This is a genomic window from Streptomyces sp. NPDC050658 (assembly GCF_044457025.1).
Classification (GTDB): Bacteria; Actinomycetota; Actinomycetes; order Streptomycetales; family Streptomycetaceae; genus Streptomyces.
On sequence record NZ_JBITGM010000012.1, the window covers coordinates 65,411 to 81,079 of the forward strand.

Consider the following 15,669-nt stretch of genomic DNA (forward strand, 5'->3'; position numbering starts at 1 on the left):
AGGCAGGGCCGGTCGGTTCCGAGGTCTGCACCGCCACCCAGGCATGGACCCTCATGACCAACGGCCCTTCAGTGTCGGTCTGGCGGCGGGGCGCCTCCAGTGACACCGGCGACAAGAGCACCGCGAGTCGCACTGCGCGCGCTGCCACCGCAGACACCCCACGTCTGGCCAGTTCACAGCCGTTCGGGGTGCGCCAAACCGTCCGCCTCTGGACCAATCTCACAAACGCACAAGGCTGCATCGCTTGCAGCACATCAGCTGTCCGGCCCTATGTACGAACCCAATCCGCCTGCTTTCTACTGCTTCTACCCGAAGACGCGGCCAGTATGCGAAGGCAGGTGTTTGGGTGTGATCCGGCTGTTCCTCCCAGAAGGGAAATTCATGGACAGCGGGATTCCGCTTCTTTGCGCTAGTCGCCGACTCACCGCGCCAGTAGGGCAGCGTCGGCGCCCCCAGCATCTGACGGCCTCCACAACGAGGTGGACGGCCGACTCACGGTCACAACCTTGCCGTCCACCGACGGGTGCAGGCTTCTGCACTAGTCGGCCTGCAAAGGAGAGCCATGCGACCTGGCAAATCAACGCACACAGCAACCTAGACCGCAGTTCTGTGTGGTGTCCGCGCCTGCCTTCCCGAGTAGGTGGCCGACAACGAGGAGATCGCGGCATGTCTGGACACGTCCGACGCCAGGATCTGTACACGCACCGGTACTCAGGGACGAAGGCTCCTCAAGTCGGGAACCGGCACGGGCGACCTGCCGGTGGGTGCCGGGCACGCCGCGCCGCAGCCGGCGGACGCTGACGCCGAATGCCTGCTGCTGGCGATCACCACGTTCGATCCCGCATGCCCTGTGCCCCTGCTCAGCCCTGCACTCACCACCCTGTCCACGAAGGAGTCTTCGAGTGGTTCCCTCACCGTGCGACGTTCCGACCGCTGTCCATCTCTTCCCGGGACAAGGCGACTTCCACCTCCGCGCGCTGCAGAAGGCCGCACAAGAGCAGCCCGTTGTACGCAGGGCCGCTGAGCGAGTCTTCACCGCGATTGACTCAGCCATAGGCGCATACGGACTGCCCCCGCTCAGTGGTGTGGTGCTCGATTCCGGGGCGGACTCCCGGCACCTCACATCTGGTCCGGCCGGGCTTGCAGAGTCTCTGCTGTACGGAGCCTGTCTGACGGTCCACGAGGCGCTCTGTGCGATGGGGACAGCGCCTTCAGCGGTGGCAGGGTTCAGTTTCGGTGAGATCACTGCCATGGCCGCCGCCGGAGTCTTCAGCGTGGGAGACGGGGCCAGGATCGCTGTTGTGCTGGCCCGGACGATGCCACAACGGCACGACGGCCTGCTCAGGCTCCGCGCCAGTGCCGACCAAGCCGACGCGTTCTTGTCCAGCGCTCACGAGCCGGAACTCATTGTTGCCTGTGTCAACACTCCGTGCGAAACCGTGCTGGCCGGTCCGATCCACTCAGTGGAACGGGCCCATCAGCTGGCAATCCGATACGGGCTGTCGGCCACCCGGCTGCCCACGCCCTACTTCGCCCATCACCCGAAGGTGGCCTATGAGGCCATGCAGTTCAGCGATCAGGTTTCCGGACTGCGCTCACACGCGCCACGCATAGCGCTCCACCTGGCCTCACAGTCCCGCCCGTTCGCCGAGGAAGACGTCGCTGCCAAGGTGCTGGCCGACTGCATGGTGAAGCCGGCTGACCTCCCTGCCCTCCTGCGTCGGATCTCGGATCCGGGGAGCCCCTTGCTGTGGCTGGAGGCGGGAACGGGTCTGACTATGACCCGCTGCGCCACCCAAGTCATACCCAACGCCACTACTTGGGCTCCCCTCACCGACCCGGCTTTCCTCTCGCCCCGCCCTGCGCCCGCCATGGCCCCTCGCGTCGCGAGCTGAACCTCCGTCAGGCAAGGTCGGCGCCCCGGCCTCCCGGACTGGCCCGGTTGGTGTCGGGAGAAAGGCCCGGCGTTGAGAAATCGGGCGAGTGGGACCGAGCCAGGCGTGACATAAGACGGACACAAGACAGAGTGGTCGGCTGACGTGGGCAGCCGCACGCCGGGACAGCGGCAGGCACATTCCGCCGCGTACCGGCATCCGACGGGGAACGTGATGCCGGTACGCCGCGGAATGTGCCTGCGCCGCAGCCGACCGCCAGACCACCACCAACGCCGCTACCCGCGGAGGAAGGGCCCGGTAATGACCACCGCCGACCTCACCCGAAGAGTCCGGGCCAGCCGGGTGGGCCGCCCACTGGCCGCCCGGCTTCTTCCGCGTCTGCAGACCACCGCCCGCTCCACCACCCGGTCCATCGGCCTCCTCCGTCACACCGCGCGGTACAAGGTGTTGTACCTCCATCACCTGCGGACGAGGCTGCACCGAGGGCGGCGCGTGGCCATCCTGGCCTGGCTGGTGCTCGGCTGCCTCGCCTTCGATGCCCTCCTGCTCGGCATACCCCGGGTCGGATGCGGCGCGCTCCTGCTCGGCGCCGCCGTGTTCGGCTGGCAGTGGGCCTCGCGTCCTGCCACCACGACTGCCGCGGAAGCCACGGCCCCGTCCGGGACGTGATGGCATGGACAGCACCAAGAAGACGCAGGCCGCACCCGCCGTCGGCCAGGTCCTGGCGCGGCGTGTCTGGGCCGTTCTGGTCGGTCTCGTCGGGGCGTTCCTGCTCGGCTGGATCTCGCTCGTTCTGGTGGGGCTGATCCCGGTCGCACGCTGGTGGTTGCGTGCGCCCGAGGACGATCCCGCCGACAAGGAAGCCGTGAAGCTCTTCCGCGGCTGTGCGTCCCTGATGGGCATCCCCCTGGAGAAGCCCTCATGGACCGTGACGCGCCAGGCCGACGGGGCGGAGCAGTGGGTCAAGAAGATGGTTCCGACTCGGGTGAGCGACCACGTCACCTTGCGCCGTGGCCGCGACGGACAGATCAACGAGATCACGCTGCGCTGTGCCGACCGCTTCGAGGCCCAGGACATTCATCGCCTCACCGACCAGCTCCGCGCCGTCACCGGACGGCGATTCGTCGCCGACCGCGCCACCCCGTACAACCGGCCCGTCTTTCGCCCGGTGCCTGCGCTGGCCACTGGCCCGGACATCCCCTTCACCCGGACCCACCTCGACGGACTGGCATGGAACGAGCTTCCGCTGGCCGTCACTGATCCCGGTACGCCTGGTGCCCGTCAGCTCGCCGATGGCCGCTGGTGGCTGGTCATCGACATGACGAACCATCCGCACATGCTGGGCACGGGTACGCCGGGAGTCGGCAAGTCCGTGTCGCTCGGCACCGTCGTCGCGACGATCGCCCTCCAGCACCAGAGGTTCCTGGAACAGGCCGAGGCCAGCGGCGGCGCCACCGACCCCGAGACGGGCGGTGCGGTGCTCGCAGACGGCAAGGGCGAGGGCGACCTCGCACACCATGAGCGCACGCGTGGGGTCCTCACGGTCGCGGAGGAGCCGGAGGACATCGCCCATGCCGTCGACCGGGTCTTCCGCGAGATGTGCCGACGCCGTGATGTGCGGCGCCGGATGCGGCACGAGGACGGGGCAGAGCCCAACTTCCCGCCGCTGTACCTGAATGTCGACGACTGGACGAATGCCGTCGATGAGATGGCCGTCGGCGAAGACGGCATGGCCCGGCTGTTGACCTTCTTGCGGCAGACCCGTCGTATCGCCCAGCGGGGACGCTCGGTCCGCGTCTTCCTTCTTGTGTGGCTCCAGTGCCCGGAAGACGCGATCGACCCGGCTGACGGGCTGCCCGGTCCCCTCAGCCGTCTCCTGAATGTGCGTGTAGGGCTCGGTCACGACGACGCGGAGTCCCTCCCGGGACGCGGCGTGTTCCAACTCGGCTCCAGGGTCGGCCGTCTCCAGTTTCCCCATCTGCCCGACCCCACCACGCTGCCCGCCGGTTCAGACCGGCGCCGTGAGATCGAGGCGATGCTCCCGGCCTGGGCCGAGGGCGAGGCGGCAACCGCGTGGGCCGCCACGGGCCGGTGGGCCGGACCCACGGACGCCGTGTCCCTCGACTCCGGAGACGTGGAGCTGGAGCGGCTCGCAGAGGCTCTTGTGGCGAGGCGAGTTGCTGTTCCGGGCAACGCCGCCCTGTCCTGAGTCGCCCCTTTCCCGCCACCAACTCCCGGTCTGCGCAACAAGGCCACAAGTTGATCTCACGCCTGCCAGAAGATGACAAGAGTCAACTCGAGTGGTCCAACCCTGCATTACTGCTGTTAGCTTTCCAGCAGGCCAAATCCACTGCGGACGATCCAGGAGAGCACGGGTGCCCAATTACCTATCCCCGGGTATCTACATGGAGGAAAGCGATGGCGGTTCGCGCCCCATTCAGGGGATCGGCACCGCGGTGGCCGCCTTCGTCGGATTCGCCGAACAGGGTCCTCTCAACAGACCGGTGCGGGTCGCGAATTGGAGTCAGTTTCTCGCGACTTTCGGTGAGTTTATCGAGCACTCGCATCTGGCTCGTTCGGTATACGGGTACTTCGCCAACGGCGGCGGAGCGTGTTACATAGTTCGCGTCGACGGCCAGTCCGCCGATATCGATTCCGCCCCGCGTGTGCTGCGGACCGGATCCGTGCAGCCCCTGGGCAGTTTCCAGGTGAGCCCACTGCCTGGCGTTGTCGGGCAGGAGCTGACGGTCGAGGTGCAACGGGTGGCCGGGCCGAGCACAGACTCCGGGCAGCGCACGGAGCAGAGCACGGACACGGTCGCGAGGCCGCCGAGGCGTGCCGCCGACAAGACCGAGAAGGCGGCGCCCAAGGAGTCAGAGGGTCCATCGGCTGCCGGCGGTGAGACAGACGCGCGTACCAGTGGTTCTGATCTGTTCCGGCTCGTGATCAAAGCGTCGGGAAAGCGGGTCGAGGCCTTCGAGGTTTCCACCGACCGTGCATCCGATTTGTACGTGGCCACACAGGTTCGTAAACACTCGCAGTTCATCTCCGTCGTGAACCGTGCCGCGGGCAGCGACGCACTCGTTCTTCCCGAGAAACAGGCCGTCACCCTGCACCCGGCGTCCGGGGAGGACGGCCGAGACACGGCCGCCGACGCGGAAACATCGGCAGTGAGCCGCTATGTCGGCGACGTCGCCAAGCGTTCCGGGTTCGCCGGTCTTGAGGCCGTCGACGAGGTGACCATTCTGGCGGCTCCCGACCTGATGGCCGCGTATCAGCGGGGTATGGTCGACCGTGAGCAGGTCAAGGCCGTACAACTGGCGATGATCGACCACTGCGAGCGGATGGCCAACCGCGTGGCCGTCATCGATCCACTGCCGAACATGTCTCCGGCCGAGGTCCACCACTGGCGGCAGACCGAGACCGGTTTCGACTCGAAGTACGCCGCGCTGTACTACCCCTGGGTCGGGGCCACCGATCCGGTCACCGGCAAGCAGGTCCTGATGCCGCCGTCGGGGCATGTGGCGGGGGTGTGGGCGCGCAGCGACACCGAGCGGGGCGTGCACAAGGCGCCGGCCAATGAAGTGGTGCGGGGTGTCCTGGATCTTCCCTTGCAAGTCACCAAGGGCGAGCAGGAATTGCTCAACCCGGTCGGCATCAACTGCATTCGCAGCTTTCCCGGACGTGGCATCCGCGTCTGGGGAGCCCGCACCCTGTCGAGCGATCCGGCATGGCGCTACCTGAACGTACGACGGCTCTTCAACTACCTGGAGGAGTCCATCTTCTTGGGCACCCAGTGGGTGGTGTTCGAGCCGAATGGCGAGCGGCTGTGGGCCACGATCCGGCGCAATATCGCCGCCTTCTTGGTGAACGAATGGCGGCAAGGTGCGCTCTTCGGCCGTACAGCCGAGGAAGCCTTCTACGTGAAGTGCGATGCCGAGACCAATCCGCCGGAGGTCATCGACACCGGGCAGGTGGTGTGCGAAATCGGCGTCGCGCCGGTCAAGCCTGCGGAATTCGTGGTGTTCCGTCTTTCGCAGGCGGCGCTGGGCGGCGGGGAGTCCGCCGAGTAATGGTGGGACACACGGCACACCGGAGACTCACACACCAATCGTCTCGCACGCATAGGACATAGGGAGAAATAGGGTGCCTAGCCCGCAGGACGACTTCGTCGTCCATACCTTCGCCATCCAGATCGATGGCATCCAGCTGGAGCAGCTCAAGGGAGTATCGGGACTCGGTATCCGCCAACGGGTCATCGAGAGCGAGGAGAACGACGCCTCCACCGGCAAGCAGATCATCCGGAAGCAGCAAGGTCCCCGCGAGGCCGGCAGCATCGAGATCACGCGCGGCGTGGACAAGAGCACGGCGCTCACCGACTGGATCAGGCTGACCGCCGAGAACAACGACATCGTCAAGGCCCGCAAGAACGTCACCATCGAGGTGAAGAGCGGCAAGGGTGAGACGGTTCGCCGGTACAACCTCGCCAATGCCTGGGCCAGTCAGTACCAGCTCGGCGCCCTGACCTCGGGAAGCTCCGAGCCGCTCATGGAGACCGTGACCATCGAGTACGAGGACCTGACGATCGCGTGAGGCGTGGGCGTGTGACCGAGGGCCCGGCGCCGAGGGCCAAGGACCAGACGGAAATGTTCTCCGGCAGTGAGGCCGCAAGTGCCGTACAGCGACCTATGCACCGACCCGTGACCGCCCCGCCGGTCCCGCCGGAAACCGAGTTCCCCTTTCGGCTCCCGCGTGGGTTCGTCGACGCGGAGGGGCAGTTGCACCGCGACGGTGTCATGCGCCTCGCCACCGCGCGGGACGAGCTGCTGCCGCTCAAGGACCAGCGTGTGCAGGAGAACCCCGCCTATCTGTCGGTGGTTCTGCTGGGCCGGGTGGTCACTCGCCTTGGAGATCTCCCCGAGGTCCACGCCGGCGTCGTGGAAGGGCTTTTCGCCGCCGATCTGGCCTTCCTGCAGCGGTTCTACGAGAAGATCAACACGGATGGCACGGCGGCGGCCTCGACGATCTGTCCGGCCTGTACGCACGAATTCCCGGTCGATCTCGGGAGCCGCCTGGGGGAATGACGACGTACGCGATCGACGCTCTCTACGCGGAGATCGCGTACATCGCCTATCACTTCCACTGGCCGCTCACCGAAATCCTTGACCTCGAACATGACGAGCGGCGCCGGTATGTCGGGGAAATCGGAACCATCATTCAACTGACGGCCAGAGAGTAAGGGTTGAGAGACAGTGTGGCATCGGTCCGCGACGGGGCAGCCGTCCTCGCTGCACCTCGGGCGCACCCCTCAGGGGGTAGCACCGGGCGGTCGGCCGCTGCCGCAGAGTCACGCTTTCCTCCCCATTACGGCAGAGCAACGCACCGCCGACCTGCTGGCGGCCTGGCAAGACCCCAGGCTGGCCGGCGACTTGGGCACACAGGTCGCCGACCGGCCACCACTGGCCTTCCAGGAGGTCATCGCCTGGCGGCGCCCCCCGGAACGGTTCCGGCACCGCCCGGCGGCCTCCCTGGTCTGGCCGTCCCCTGACAGCCCGGATGCGGCACATCCAATCCCCCGGCATGCCGCGTCCGGGCCCTTGACCCACCCCGCGGGGGCACCTGATGCCCTCGCCCGCGGCGAGCGGCGCCCCGGCAGCAGTTCCTGGAAGGCCATCCTGCGCCCGGTGCGCGGATGGTGGCGGCGCTCGCCTTCGGCCTCCGGCGGTGCGGCGCCGGAGCCTCGGCACGACGAGCGGGCCGAGCACCGGCCGTCGGCTCCGCGCGATGACGATGCGCCTCGGCCTGTGGATGCCGGCAGCGCGGCCGAGAGCGTGCCTTTCCCCGCTCCCTCCAGCAGTCGGCGTCCCCAGCACCTGGCCCTGGGGACGCCGACACCCCCTCCGGCACGTCACTTGCCGCCCACACGCGAGGGGGCGGCACGGCTGCTGCCGTACGAGGCAGCCGCGCCCTCCGCGCTCAAGGGCCCGCGCAGCACGGGCCTTCCCACTGGACGCCCGGCGGCGAGTACCACTGTCCAGGCTGGTCCCGCCGTCCCGGCTGGTCCCGCTGTCCAGTCTGTGCGGGCCGTGCGCGCGCAGTTCGTGCCGACCATCGCGTCCGGCGGCGCGGTCGTCGTACCCCCCGGACAAGGGCAGCAGAAGCAGCTGGGGAAACCGTCGGTGCCCGCGAGGGCACGGCTGATGGTCGTCGGTTCGGCCGCCGTGCCCGCCCCTGCGCGTACCGGCGGGAGCGTGAACTGGGGTACTCCGAGCGGGTGTTCCGCACAGGGCAGAAGCGAGTGTTCCGCCGAGGGCAGAGAGGACAGGAGGTAGGGGCATGTCGAACCGGAGCGACAGGGCACAGGCGCGGTCGGACCCGGCGCGCAGTCACCACTTCCGGCTGACCATCGACGGCCAGGATCTCGGCTGCTTCACCAGCTGTGAGGGACTGGCCTGCTCGGTCGAGATGGAGGAGTACGCCGAAGGCGGCAGCAACGGCTTCAGCTGGTACCTGCCCAAGCGCCTGGCCTACCCGCCGCTCCTGCTGTCCCGGCCGGTGCATTCCGGCGTCGGTCAGACGGTGAGCTGGGTTACCGCCGCCGTCGCCGAGCGACGCCGCACCACGGGTGAGATCGCCGCGCTCACCAACAGCGGTTCGGTCCTTGCCAGATGGGGGCTGCTCGGCGTGGTGCCGGTGTCCTGGAGCGGGCCGAGTTTCGACGTGCGAAGCGCGACGGCTGCCATGGAGGTCCTGGAGATCGCGCATCACGGCTTCTTTGAACCCGGAGGCCGCTGAGATGACCGCGTCCCTGTCCGGCGACAGCCAGGACAAGATGGTGCGGGCCTGCCTGGAGTGCTTCGCGCCACCGACCAGTTCCGCGGGCGAGCCGCGCAAGCTGCCCGGCGAAACGATCACCCTGCAGTTCAACCCCGCGGAACTCACCCTGACGAAGGGCGCCTCGTGGTCACGGCACCGCGTGCGCTCCGCCGCTTCGGCCGCCACACCGGAGTTCACCGGGAGTCAGCCTCGCGTGCTGACCCTGAAGATCCTCCTCGACGGCGCCGACAAAGGCGGCTCGGTGGATGCACGTATGACCAAGCTCCTGAAGTGGTGTGCTCCCACCGAGGACAGCATTGACGCGGATCGGCCCTCACCACCATGGCTGGTCTTTCGGTGGGGGAAGTTCGAGTCGGTGTCCTTTCTGTCGTGCCTGCGTCAGGTGGAGGCTGTCTACTCTCTGTTCTCCCCTCAGGGCAGTCCGGAACGGGCCACCTGCACGCTGGTGCTCGAGGAGATCGGCCTGGCACAGCGGCGGCAGAACCCGACGTCCGGCTCGCCCGACTCACGGCACGTACACACCGTGATCGCGGGCGACACCCTCCCCTCGATCGTCCACCGCCACCTGGGCGGTTCACCCGCCGAATGGCGGGAGATCGCCGAGCGCAACAGCATCGATGACCCCACCCGGATGCGTGTGGGCCAGCGCCTGGTGCTGCCGCTCGGCGGCCCCGACCGGCACACGGTCTGAACCCCACTACCTGACCTGGAGGAGTTGATCCGATGGAACGTCAGCACGGTGCCGCCCTGCTCGCCTTCGTCGAGGGCAACCCGCTGCCCGAGCCCTGGGCGCAGGCGCTGGCCTGGGGTTTCGTCGAGGAGTCCCGGCGTTCCTCCGCCGTATGCGAGGTGGGTTTGCGCGACCCCGGATGTGAACTGCCCCGGCGCACCGGGCTGCGGCCGGGGGCCGGGCTGAAACTGGTGGCCCGGAACGGTACGGGCAGCAGCGAGCTGTTCACGGGCGAGGTCACCGGATGCGAGGTGCTCGCCGGGGACTCGGGGACGCACACCGTGATACGTGCCCACGATCTGTCCCACCGGCTGCGGCGAGGGCGCCGTGTCGCCGCGTACCGGCAGCGGTCGGCGAGCGACATCGCGGCCGAACTGGCCAGGAAGGCGGGCCTCAAGACCGGTCGTATCGACAGCACTTCGCTCGTCTACGAACACCTCAGCCAGGCCGAACCTGACTGGGACTTCCTCACCCGGCTCGCCCGCCAGAGCGGCCACGACGTCTTCATGCGCTCCGGTGAACTGCACTGGCGTGCCGTGGCGGACGCGGGTGAGGCCCCCTCGCCGCCCGCGCGCTCCCAGCAGAGCCCGCACGTCCTGGAGTACGGGCAGAACCTGCTGAAGGTGCGCGTCGGCGCCACCCTGCGCCACCAGGTCGACACCGTGCACGTACGGGGCTGGGACCCCGACGGAGGGAAGGCGCTGGTCGCCGAGCACCGCGTACAGCGGACACCGTCCCGTGACGTCTCCTGGCGGCCGGGCGACGGCCTGGGGGGCGAGCCGCTGCGTCTGACCTCGCTGCCGCGCATCGACCAGAACGAGGCGGAGCACCTCGCCGCCGCGATGGCGCAGGAAGTCGCCGCCAGTCTCACCGAGCTGCACGCGGTCGTGACCGGCACCCCGCAGCTGCGGCTGCGCTCGGCCGTGACCCTCAGCGGGCTCGGCGAGGACTTCAACGGCCGCTATACGGCGACATCGGTACGCCATGAATTCCATCCCGACACCGGCTACCTCACCGAAGTCACCGTCCAGGAAGGCGACGGGACGGCGGCGGGCGAGGTTCCGGGAGACTCCGAGGCGTCCGCTCCGCGCCTGGCCGGACTCGTCTGCGCCACCGTCTCCAACATCCAGGACCCCCGGGCACACGGGCGGGCCCGCGTGCGCTTCCCCTGGTTGTCGGACGACTACGAGAGCGACTGGGCCCGGACCCTCCAGCTCGGCGGCGCCCAGGACGGCGGCATCGTCTGCCCCGAGGTGGGCGACGAGGTCCTCGTGGGCTTCGAACAGGGCTGCCTGGACAGGCCATTCATCCTCGGCGGTCTCTACAACCAGCGCCATGCCCCCGGTAAGCATGCCGTCAGCGACCTGTACGACACGACGAAGGGCACCACCAATGTGCGCTCCTTCGTGTCGAGGACCGGCCAGCGCCTGGAGCTGCTCGACGCCGAGGGCGGCCCCTTGGGGGTGCTCCTGGCCTCCGGCGACGGAAAGCTGCGACTCGACCTGGACCAGCGCGGTACCAGCATTTCCATCGAGAGCGACGGCGAGGTGCGTATCGATGCCAAGAGGGCCGTCCATGTGGAGGCCGACGGCATCAGCCTCAAGGCGCGGAAGGGATCGCTGAACCTCAGCGGGCAGCAGGTCAACGTGCATGCCGATACCACCGTGTCGGTGGAGGGCGGCGGCACCTGCTCCCTCAAGGCCCCCCTGATCAAGCTCAATTGATCAAGCTCGATTGAGCAAGCTGAACTGACCTCACCGGCACCTCAGCACGGAACCGCACCCAAGGAGCACGCTGCCCATGCCACCAGCCGCACGGATCGGCGACGCGCTGTCGCACATCCCGAACCCGACCCCCGTCCCGCTTCCCTCGGGCGACGGGGCCATCGCGCCGCCCGGTGCGATGACCGTGCTGATCGGTGGGCTGCCCGCCGCCGTGACGGGCAGCTTGGGCGCCTGTGCGTTCCCCGGACATCCGCCGGTACCTCCGGCTCCCCTCATCCCCACCCCCATGCCGGGCGCGACCGTGCTCATCGGAGGCCTGCCCGCCCTGCGCATGGGCGACAAGGGGCCCTGCGGCACCATCATCGTGGGCGGGGCACCGACCGTACGCATCGGCGGTTGACGTGACATCGCCCAGGATCTTGGAGCCAAGGTCAGAGCAGGTGAGCGTCCGATGACGGAGACAGCGGGGATGTTCATCGGCCGGGGATGGGCCTTCCCGATCGGGGTGAACCCGTCCGGAGGCGCGGACATGGTGGACGGCGACAAGGAGATCGTCCAGGCCATCCACCTGATCCTGGGCACCGACCCCGGCGAGCGGCCGATGCGCCCCGAGTTCGGCTGTGCTATCCGCGACTACGTCTTCGGCTCGGGCGATGCCTCCGCGATGGGTGCCGTCTCCCATGAGGTGCGACGCGCCCTGGACCGCTGGGAGCCGCGCATCGTCGTGGACGACGTCACGGCCATCCGGCTGCCCCGGCAACCCGAGGTGCTGCACATCGAGATCACGTACCGCCTCTCCCACACCAACAGCCGTCGCAACCTCGTCTTCCCGTTCTACGCGATCCCCGCCGACCACGACCCCTCCCACAACCCCTCCCTGCAAAGAGACCACGATGCCCCTGCCTAGCCCGCACCTGGACGACCGGCGTTTCCAGGACCTGGTGGACGACGCCAAGCGCTTCATCCAGCGCCGCTGCCCCGAGTGGACCGACCACAACGTCTCGGACCCGGGCGTCGCACTCGTCGAGGCCTTCGCACAGATGGTGGACCAGTTGGTGTACCGGCTCAACCGGGTGCCCGAGAAGGTCCACCTCGGTTTCCTCGATCTGCTCGACCTCAAGCTGACGGCACCTCAGGCCGCCCGCGCCGATGTCACCTTCTGGCTGTCGGCCCCGCAGGACACGTCCGTGGTGGTACCGGCCGGCACGGAGGTCGCCACCCCGCGGGCCGGCAGCGGCCAGCCCTGTGTGTTCACCGTGGACCGCGACCTGGAGATCGTCCCCACGGCGTTCCAGCAGTTGGGAACCGCCGAGGCCGGACATGTGGCGGTGCTGGTCACCGAGCGCTTCGCGGCCGGTGATCCGGTGACGTGCTTCTCGCAGCACCCCGTACCCGGAGACACTCTGCTCATCGGCCTGACCCAACCCGCGCCCCGGTGCGCCGTGGTCCTGCGGATGGACTGCGCCCTGGAGGGCGTGGGCATCTCCCCCACGCATCCCCCGCTGCTGTGGGAGGCGCGCTGCGGGCAGGGCTGGGAGAGATGCGAGGTCCAGCGGGACACCACCGGTGGCCTCAATCGGCCGGGTGAGGTCGTACTGCATCTTCCCGACGGGCACATCTCCTCTCTGATCGGTCGGCGCCGGGCCGCCTGGCTGCGCTGCCGCGTCGTGGAGGCCGAGGCCGGCCGGCCCGCCTACTCCTCCTCGCCGCGGATCAGCCGCCTGGAGGCGTTCACCATCGGCGGCACCACGTCCAGCGCGCACGGCGAGGTCATACGCGGCGAGGACCTGGGGAGCTCGGACGGCACCCCCGGCCAGAGCCTGTCCGTCGAACGGCTGCCCATCGTCTCCGGCTCCCTGCGCACCGTACTGACCCACGGCACGAACGGCACCGAGGAGTGGGCCGTGGTCACCTCCTTCGCCGATTCCCGCCCCGACGACCGTCATGTGCGGGTCGACGAGGCCCTGGGCCTGGTCCAGTTCGGGCCCGTGGTCCGCGGCGTGGACGGCGCCGTCCACCAGCACGGGGCGGTACCGGCGGCCGGTGCGCGCGTCAGCGCCGCCGAGTACCGCACGGGCGGCGGCCGCGGCGGCAACGTCGGCGCGGGCGCGCTGACCGTGCTGCGCACCCCGCTGGCGACGATCGCCCGCACGGAGAACCGTGCCCCCGCGACCGGCGGCGTGGACGCCGAGACCGTCGAAAGCGTCAAGCTCCGTGCCGCTCAGTGGCTGCGGACGCAACGGCGTGCGGTCACGGCAGGCGACTACGCCGTCATCGCACGCACCGCCTGCCGCGAGGCCGGGCGCATCGAATGTGTGGAGGCGGACAAGCACGACGGGCACGGGCTGGTGCGCGTCCTGGTCGTACCGGATGTGCCCGAGGCCTTCGAGGGGGCCGACTGGCGTACGGCGGTGCCCTCGCCCGCGATGCTCTCCATCATCTCCCAGGCCGTCGAGGCCCGCCGTCCGCTCGGCATCCGCGTCGCGGTCAGCGGGCCCGCCTACCAAGGCGTGACCGTCGTCGCCGGGCTCGACGCCGCCCCCGGACAGGACCCCGACGAGATACGTGAGCGGGCACTGGACGCCCTGCACGCGTTCCTCAGCCCACTACCCGCCGCGGACGGCCGTCCAGGCTGGCCGCTCGGCCGTCCCCTGCGCTCCGTCGACCTGCACGCCACGCTCGCCTCGGTACCGGGCGTCGACGCCGTGGGACGGTTGGAGATGTACCCGGCCGACCCCACCACCGGGGAGCGCTCCGGCGCGGCACAGCGCATCGAACTGAAGCCTGCCGCCCTCTTCCTGTCCTACCGTCATCAGGTCTCGGTCGTCCCTTCCTCAGCCGCGTCCGCGGGCCGGTGGAACGCCAGGGGTGCATCGTGACCAAGACGGCCGGCCGACGCGGCCAGGACCAGCCCGCCGCCGCACTGCCGGAACACCGGTCACTGCGCGCGATGCTCCCCGCGGTCTACCGGCAGGGCGACTTCGCCGACCGCTTCGTCTGCGGCTTCGACGACGTGCTCGCCCCCGTCGTCGAGCAACTGGACTGCCTGGACGCCTACTTCGACCCTTCCACCACCCCGGACGACTTCCTTGAATGGATGCTCAGCTGGAGTGGTGTGTCGCTGCCCTCCTCGGTCCCCGAGAGGGGTCGACGCTATGCGCTGTGGGCGGGGACGCGCCTCCAAGGACTGCGCGGCACCCGCCCCGGCCTGGAACTGCTGGCCAGTGAAGTCCTCGGTACCCCGGTGGAGATCACCGACTCCGGGAGCACGCGCTGTTGCGCGTGGCCGGACGACCTGCCCGAGGACGACGAGCCGCCGCGTGTCCATGTCCGGGTGGAGGTGCCGCACGGGATGGCCGCGCAGGAGGTCAGCGACCTGGTGAGCGACTGGCTGCCGGCCCATGTCCACCAGGTCATCGAAACGCACCAGGTCACCGAAACGACCTGCCCTCGGGACGAGACGTAGATGGCCCGCACTTCCCCGCTGCCCGACGACGAGCCGTGCCCCGGCTGCGAGAGCCCCGTACACCGCACCGACATCTTCTGCGGTGCGTGCGGCACCTATCTGGGCTGGGACGACGCGCAGCCCTCGGTTCATGTGCCCGAGCCCCGGTTCACCCCCGATGCGCCCGAGCCCCGGTTCAGTCACGATGCGGAGGAGACGCTGCGCCTCGGCATAATCGAGGCCGACGTCGCCACACCGATGGCCTGTCCGGGCCGCGGCTGCCGCTACCCCAATCCGCGGGTACGGACCTTCTGTACCCGCTGCGGGACGCTGCTGAGGCCCCTCCTGCCGCCCCCGCCCCGGCCCTGGTGGGCGCGGATCACCGAGGAAGTCCGCGACGCTCTGCACCGTCGTCCGCAGGTGTGGCACCGGGACCACCGCAAGTACGCCCCTGTCGCCGTGGCCGCCGCCGTCCTCGCGCTCGCTCTCACCGGGGCCGGGCAACCCCTGACCGGACCGCTGCGGCAGGGCATCGCGCTGGCGCACGACAGGTTCGCGTCGAAGGCCATGGTGGTCGCCTCGTCCGTGTCCGCCTCCAGCCAACAGTCCGGATTCCCGGCCCGCTGCGCCGCCGACGGCGTGGACAACCGGGCCTGGGCCCCCGAAGCATCCGGCGACCAGGCGCGCCGCCAGTGGTGGCAGGCGGACTTCGGGCACCCCTTCCGCCTCACCACCTTGGTCGTCTTCGGCGGTGTCTCGCCGCAGCCCCGGGAGTATCTGGCGGCCGGCCGCCCGCAGAAGCTCAGGGCCGTGGCGATCACCGCCGGAAAGCGCGCTTTCGTCAAGGAACTCGATCTGGCCGACCAGCCGGGACCACAGACCTTCTCCTGGGGTGTGGACGACGTTCAGGCGGTACGTCTGCAGATCGTCGGGGTGCGATCGGCGGGCGGCAAGGGGGCGAAGAGCGCGAAGGCCCCTGTGGGAATCGCGGAAGTGCAGTTCTTCACCCGCCGGTCGGAGGTCTGAGGCTCAGGGCCC

15 protein-coding genes are annotated in these 15,669 nt (G+C 69.2%); all 15 read left to right on the forward strand.

Annotated elements, in window-relative coordinates; all coding sequences use genetic code 11:
* Positions 1-1,088: 1,088 nt before the first annotated feature.
* Positions 1,089-1,895, forward strand: coding sequence for an acyltransferase domain-containing protein (locus ACIBKX_RS32915; RefSeq protein ID WP_399376826.1), 807 nt, complete (start codon positions 1,089-1,091; stop codon positions 1,893-1,895).
* 300 nt (positions 1,896-2,195) lie between these two features.
* On the forward strand, positions 2,196-2,564 hold the full coding sequence (locus ACIBKX_RS32920; protein WP_363276234.1) for a hypothetical protein: 369 nt from the start codon (positions 2,196-2,198) through the stop codon (positions 2,562-2,564).
* A 4-nt stretch (positions 2,565-2,568) separates the two neighbouring features.
* Positions 2,569-4,104: a hypothetical protein gene (locus ACIBKX_RS32925; RefSeq protein WP_363276233.1), complete on the forward strand. Its 1,536-nt coding sequence runs from the start codon at positions 2,569-2,571 to the stop codon at positions 4,102-4,104.
* Positions 4,105-4,300: 196 nt separating this feature from the next.
* Positions 4,301-5,968 carry a phage tail sheath family protein gene (locus ACIBKX_RS32930; RefSeq protein ID WP_399376735.1) on the forward strand — a complete coding sequence of 556 codons (1,668 nt, stop codon included), beginning with the start codon at positions 4,301-4,303 and terminating at the stop codon, positions 5,966-5,968.
* A gap of 73 nt (positions 5,969-6,041) precedes the next feature.
* Positions 6,042-6,488 carry a phage tail protein gene (locus ACIBKX_RS32935; protein WP_363276231.1) on the forward strand — a complete coding sequence of 149 codons (447 nt, stop codon included), beginning with the start codon at positions 6,042-6,044 and terminating at the stop codon, positions 6,486-6,488.
* A 53-nt stretch (positions 6,489-6,541) separates the two neighbouring features.
* Entirely contained in the window at positions 6,542-6,979 is a 438-nt protein-coding gene (locus tag ACIBKX_RS32940) for a hypothetical protein (RefSeq protein WP_363276273.1), read from the forward strand.
* Positions 6,976-7,134, forward strand: coding sequence for a DUF6760 family protein (locus ACIBKX_RS32945; RefSeq protein ID WP_363276230.1), 159 nt, complete (start codon positions 6,976-6,978; stop codon positions 7,132-7,134). Before ACIBKX_RS32940 ends, ACIBKX_RS32945 begins: the two co-directional genes overlap by 4 nt.
* 1,097 nt (positions 7,135-8,231) lie before the next feature.
* Positions 8,232-8,690 carry a phage tail protein gene (locus ACIBKX_RS32950; protein ID WP_363276229.1) on the forward strand — a complete coding sequence of 153 codons (459 nt, stop codon included), beginning with the start codon at positions 8,232-8,234 and terminating at the stop codon, positions 8,688-8,690.
* A gap of 1 nt (position 8,691) precedes the next feature.
* Positions 8,692-9,423 (forward strand): LysM peptidoglycan-binding domain-containing protein, encoded by a 732-nt coding sequence (locus tag ACIBKX_RS32955; protein WP_363276228.1) that lies wholly within the window; start codon positions 8,692-8,694, stop codon positions 9,421-9,423.
* Positions 9,424-9,455: 32 nt separating this feature from the next.
* A complete protein-coding gene (locus ACIBKX_RS32960) occupies positions 9,456-11,186 on the forward strand; it encodes a VgrG-related protein (protein WP_363276227.1) in 1,731 nt (576 codons plus the stop codon).
* Positions 11,187-11,262: 76 nt separating this feature from the next.
* A complete protein-coding gene (locus tag ACIBKX_RS32965) occupies positions 11,263-11,586 on the forward strand; it encodes a PAAR domain-containing protein (protein ID WP_363276226.1) in 324 nt (107 codons plus the stop codon).
* Between the two features lie 51 nt (positions 11,587-11,637).
* Positions 11,638-12,093 (forward strand): GPW/gp25 family protein, encoded by a 456-nt coding sequence (locus ACIBKX_RS32970; RefSeq protein WP_363276225.1) that lies wholly within the window; start codon positions 11,638-11,640, stop codon positions 12,091-12,093.
* On the forward strand, positions 12,080-14,065 hold the full coding sequence (locus ACIBKX_RS32975) for a putative baseplate assembly protein (RefSeq protein ID WP_363276224.1): 1,986 nt from the start codon (positions 12,080-12,082) through the stop codon (positions 14,063-14,065). Before ACIBKX_RS32970 ends, ACIBKX_RS32975 begins: the two co-directional genes overlap by 14 nt.
* Positions 14,062-14,652 carry a phage tail protein gene (locus ACIBKX_RS32980; RefSeq protein WP_363276223.1) on the forward strand — a complete coding sequence of 197 codons (591 nt, stop codon included), beginning with the start codon at positions 14,062-14,064 and terminating at the stop codon, positions 14,650-14,652. Before ACIBKX_RS32975 ends, ACIBKX_RS32980 begins: the two co-directional genes overlap by 4 nt.
* Positions 14,653-15,657, forward strand: a complete 1,005-nt coding sequence (locus ACIBKX_RS32985) for a discoidin domain-containing protein (protein WP_363276222.1) — start codon at positions 14,653-14,655, stop codon at positions 15,655-15,657. It abuts the gene before it with no gap.
* Positions 15,658-15,669 lie beyond the last annotated feature (12 nt).

Excerpts from the sequence above, each read along its gene's own strand:
- ACIBKX_RS32940 (WP_363276273.1), top strand. The coding sequence starts at position 6,542 with ATGTTCTCCGGCAGTGAGGCCGCAAGTGCCGTACAGCGACCTATGCAC.
- ACIBKX_RS32920 (WP_363276234.1), top strand. The coding sequence starts at position 2,196 with ATGACCACCGCCGACCTCACCCGAAGAGTCCGGGCCAGCCGGGTGGGC.
- ACIBKX_RS32975 (WP_363276224.1), top strand. The coding sequence starts at position 12,080 with ATGCCCCTGCCTAGCCCGCACCTGGACGACCGGCGTTTCCAGGACCTG.
- ACIBKX_RS32950 (WP_363276229.1), top strand. The coding sequence starts at position 8,232 with ATGTCGAACCGGAGCGACAGGGCACAGGCGCGGTCGGACCCGGCGCGC.
- ACIBKX_RS32930 (WP_399376735.1), top strand. The coding sequence starts at position 4,301 with ATGGAGGAAAGCGATGGCGGTTCGCGCCCCATTCAGGGGATCGGCACC.
- ACIBKX_RS32945 (WP_363276230.1), top strand. The coding sequence starts at position 6,976 with ATGACGACGTACGCGATCGACGCTCTCTACGCGGAGATCGCGTACATC.
- ACIBKX_RS32970 (WP_363276225.1), top strand. The coding sequence starts at position 11,638 with ATGACGGAGACAGCGGGGATGTTCATCGGCCGGGGATGGGCCTTCCCG.
- ACIBKX_RS32985 (WP_363276222.1), top strand. The coding sequence starts at position 14,653 with ATGGCCCGCACTTCCCCGCTGCCCGACGACGAGCCGTGCCCCGGCTGC.
- ACIBKX_RS32960 (WP_363276227.1), top strand. The coding sequence starts at position 9,456 with ATGGAACGTCAGCACGGTGCCGCCCTGCTCGCCTTCGTCGAGGGCAAC.
- ACIBKX_RS32925 (WP_363276233.1), top strand. The coding sequence starts at position 2,569 with ATGGACAGCACCAAGAAGACGCAGGCCGCACCCGCCGTCGGCCAGGTC.
- ACIBKX_RS32965 (WP_363276226.1), top strand. The coding sequence starts at position 11,263 with ATGCCACCAGCCGCACGGATCGGCGACGCGCTGTCGCACATCCCGAAC.
- ACIBKX_RS32955 (WP_363276228.1), top strand. The coding sequence starts at position 8,692 with ATGACCGCGTCCCTGTCCGGCGACAGCCAGGACAAGATGGTGCGGGCC.